At 68.3% G+C, this 268-nt stretch carries 1 protein-coding gene; it reads left to right on the forward strand.

Annotation, left to right across the window (positions count from 1 at the left end; translation table 11 throughout):
• On the forward strand, positions 1-268 hold a 268-nt coding region (locus KZZ04_RS19450; RefSeq protein WP_219423917.1), incomplete at both ends, for an alpha/beta fold hydrolase.

Here is a 268-nt window from a genome sequence, read left to right on the forward strand (position 1 = left end):
GGCGGCTGCAACGGCTCCACCGGCCCGAGCAGCCTCAACCCGGAAACCGGCAAGCCGTTCGGCGCGGACTTCCCGGTACTGACCGTGGAAGACTGGGTACACAGCCAGGCCCGCCTCGCCGACCGGCTGGGCATCAAACAATGGGCCGCGGTGATCGGCGGCAGCCTGGGCGGCATGCAGGCGTTGCAGTGGACCATCACCTACCCGGATCGCGTGCGCCATTGCCTGGCAATCGCCTCGGCGCCAAAACTGTCGGCGCAGAACATCG

The sequence above is a fragment of the Pseudoalteromonas sp. CR1 genome (assembly GCF_019392235.1).
GTDB lineage: Bacteria > Pseudomonadota > Gammaproteobacteria > Enterobacterales > Alteromonadaceae > Pseudoalteromonas.